Origin of the sequence: Streptomyces sp. NPDC057253 (assembly GCF_042669125.1) — a bacterium.
Classification (GTDB): Bacteria; Actinomycetota; Actinomycetes; order Streptomycetales; family Streptomycetaceae; genus Streptomyces.
The window spans coordinates 1-3037 of the sequence record NZ_JBHUXV010000278.1; the positions used below are offsets into that span (position 1 = coordinate 1).

4 protein-coding genes and 1 pseudogene are annotated in these 3037 nt (G+C 71.6%); 4 read left to right on the top strand and 1 reads right to left on the bottom strand.

The genetic code is table 11. From position 1 onward, the window contains the following. From ACFULQ_RS48865 to ACFULQ_RS48880, 4 genes and pseudogenes are all read left to right on the top strand, one after another. Positions 1-156 (top strand): zinc ribbon domain-containing protein (locus tag ACFULQ_RS48865; protein WP_383558260.1); only part of this gene is annotated, 156 nt, incomplete at its 5' end. 35 nt (positions 157-191) lie between these two features. Continuing rightward, a pseudogene (locus ACFULQ_RS48870) lies at positions 192-740 on the top strand (MFS transporter); the annotation flags it as partial. A gap of 13 nt (positions 741-753) precedes the next feature. After that, positions 754-1545 carry a carbon-nitrogen hydrolase family protein gene (locus ACFULQ_RS48875; RefSeq protein WP_383558253.1) on the top strand — a complete coding sequence of 264 codons (792 nt, stop codon included), beginning with the start codon at positions 754-756 and terminating at the stop codon, positions 1543-1545. After that, the gene (locus ACFULQ_RS48880; protein ID WP_383558256.1) at positions 1542-1889 is read left to right on the top strand and encodes a cupin domain-containing protein; all 348 of its coding nucleotides are present in this window, start codon (positions 1542-1544) and stop codon (positions 1887-1889) included. The genes ACFULQ_RS48875 and ACFULQ_RS48880 overlap by 4 nt, the downstream gene beginning before the upstream one ends. Here ACFULQ_RS48880 and ACFULQ_RS48885 read toward each other — a convergent pair. Next, positions 1886-2533, bottom strand: coding sequence for a GntR family transcriptional regulator (locus ACFULQ_RS48885; RefSeq protein ID WP_383558258.1), 648 nt, complete (start codon positions 2531-2533; stop codon positions 1886-1888). The genes ACFULQ_RS48880 and ACFULQ_RS48885 overlap by 4 nt on opposite strands. Positions 2534-3037 lie beyond the last annotated feature (504 nt).

Sequence of the window (3037 nt, forward strand, 5' to 3'; positions counted from 1 at the left end):
GTCGACAAGGAGAACCGGCCCACCCAGGAGAAGTTCCACTGCGTCTGGTGCGGCCACCAGGCGCACGCGGACACGGTGGGCGCCCTGAACGTTCTACGGGCCGGGCTGGTCCGTCGCGACGCCGCACCGGCTAGCGAGAAGCCCCCTCATTCATGAGGGGGAGGAGTCACGTTCACCGTCTTCGTCCTCACCTCACGTACGCCACCCAGGAGCTCGGCATGTCCCGCGGCTCCGCCCTCGCGGCCGTGCTCATCGGCTCCTCGATCCAGGTCTTCCTCATGCCGCTGGCCGGCGCCCTCTCCGACCGGTTCAACCGCCGCCTCCTGTACGGCGGCGCCGCGGTGGCCGCCGGTCTGTGGCCCTTCGTGTTCTTCCCGATGACCGGCGGCGGCACCTGGCTGCCGCTCGCCACGGGGGTCGTCGTGGGCCTGGTGATCCACTGTTGCCTGTACGGTCCGCAGGCCGCCTTCATCGCCGAGCAGTTCACGCCCCGGCTGCGCTACACCGGCTCGTCCCTGGCCTACACCCTGGCCGGGATCATCGGCGGCGCCGTCGCCCCGCTGCTGTTCACCACCCTGCTGAGCATCTACGGCAACTGGGCGCCGCTGGCCGTGTACATCGCCCTCGCCTCGGCCGTCTCCCTCGTAGGAGTCTGGCTGGGGCGCGACCCCGAAGCCGCCGTCGACGAGGACGCCGCCCTCGCCGCGCCGCAGGCGGACACCGTCCCTACCCGCCTCTGAGGAGGACCGCACCGTGCGCATCGCCCTGAGTCAGCTCACCACCGGCCCCGACCCCGGCAAGAACCTCGTGCTCATCGAGGAATGGACCCGGCGCGCGGCGGACGCCGGAGCCCGCGTCGTCGTCTTCCCGGAGGCGTCGATGGCCTGCTTCGGCACCCCACTGGCACCCCTCGCCGAGCCCCTGGACGGACCGTGGGCCGACGGCGTACGGCACATCGCCCGCGCCACCGGCACGGTCGTCGTGGCCGGCATGTTCACCCCGGCCACCGGCGGCCGGGTGACCAACACCCTGCTCGCCACCGGACCCGGGGTCGAGGCGTCGTACGACAAGATCCACCTCTACGACGCCTTCGGCTTCCGTGAGTCCGACACCGTCGCCGCGGGGTCCGCCACGACGGTCATCGACGTGGACGGCGTACGGCTCGGCCTGGCCACCTGCTACGACATCCGCTTCCCGGAGCTGTTCCGGGCGCACGCCGACGCCGGAGCCGTCGCCACGCTGCTGGCCGCCTCCTGGGGTGCCGGGCCCGGCAAGCGGGAGCAGTGGGAGCTGCTGGTGCGGGCTCGTGCGCTGGACGCCACCGTGTGGCTCGCCGCCGTCGGCCAGGCCGACCCCGGTACCGGCCCGGGTCCTGCCCCGACGGGGATCGGGCACAGTCTCGTCGCCGGACCCGACGGGACCGTAAGGCACGCTCTGGGCGCCGAGCCGGAGCTGCTGGTGGCCGACCTGGACATCGACGAGGTCGCGGGGGTCCGGCAGCGGATCTCCGTACTGGCCAACAGGCGCCCGGAGGTGTGGCGATGAGCAAGCCCGAGCTGGAGTTCCATCTGCCCGAGGGACCGTGGCGGGCACCGGCCGGCGCCGGTCCGGGGGTCGAGGAGCGCGTCCTGGCTGACGACCCCGAGCGCGGATCCCGTACGGCGCTGGTCCGCTGGGCGCCGGGCACCGACAGCTCCGCACAGGGCGTGGCACGCCACGACTTCTGGGAGGAGGTCTACCTCGTCGAGGGAGCGATGCACGACCTGACGCTCGACCGGACCTTCACCGCCGGCATGTACGCCTGCCGCCCGCCCGGGATGCCGCACGGCCCCTGGACCTCCCGGGACGGCGTCACCATGCTGGTGATCACCTACCCGGACACCCCCTAACCCGCGAGCAGCACCTTGAGCGTCGACTCCAGGTGGTGGTCGATGGCGGCGCACGCGGCCTGCGCGTCGCCGGCCTCCAGGGCGTCCAGGATGACCTCGTGCTCCTCCAGCACCGCTTCCTGGCGGCCCTGCTGGTTGAAGAGGGCGACCACTCCGGCCCGGACCTGCCGGCTGCGCAGGCCCTCGTAGTGCCGGTCGAGGAGGGCGTTGCCGACGGCGGACACCAGGGCCGCGTGAAAGCGGTGGTCCACGTCGATGAACTCCTTGGCCTGGTCGGCGCCGGTGAGCTCACGCTGCCGTTCCAGCAGGGACCGCAGCTCCGCCACCGGCGCTCCGCCACCGGAGACGAGCTGCTGGGCGGCGTACCGCTCGACGATGCCCCGCAGCTCCATGAGTTCGCGGATCTCCCGACCGGTCAGGGGGGACACACGGGCGCCGCGCTTGGGGACGAGCTCGACCAGGTCCTCGGCCGCGAGTTGCAGCAGCGCTTCCCGGATGGGCGTGCGGGAGACTCCGATACGGTCCGCGAGCTCCTGCTCCGACAGGAAGGCTCCCTGCATCCCGGGATCCGTCAGCACCGAGTCCTTGAGATACGCGTACGCCTTCTCCCGACCGGACGTCACGGCAGCCCCCAGCTCTCGCATACACCTTGTATACGGAAGCTACCACGCGCCTGGGAGGCCCGACGACGGCGCCAGTGCTGCGAGACCGGAACCGGGATGCTTCCCGGCGACGACGCCCGCCGTGGCCCGGAAGCCAAGTGGCACGAGCGACGGACCTGGAGATCGCGCCCGGCCCCCTCGACAACACCACGGCGGTAGCTTCCCGGCGGCCCCTCGACCGGTCCGCCCGCCCCAACCGACCAGGCGATACGGACATCGGGGCCCATCCGAACGACAGCTCCAAGGGCCTACGTCCGCCTGCGGCGCCGCATTCCCGCATACCTCCCGGCGTACAACCGACCGTGGGTGAGTCGATCCGCAGTCGACCCCTGGGGCCGCGGGCAACCGAGAAAGCGAGAACAGTGTTCTTGACAGCGGTCGACGCTCGGGACAGGCTTGTCCGCAAGAGAGAACACTGTTCTCGAAAGCCACCCGAAAGGACCGTCGCCATGACCACGGCATCCTCGTCCTGGATCCACCACACCC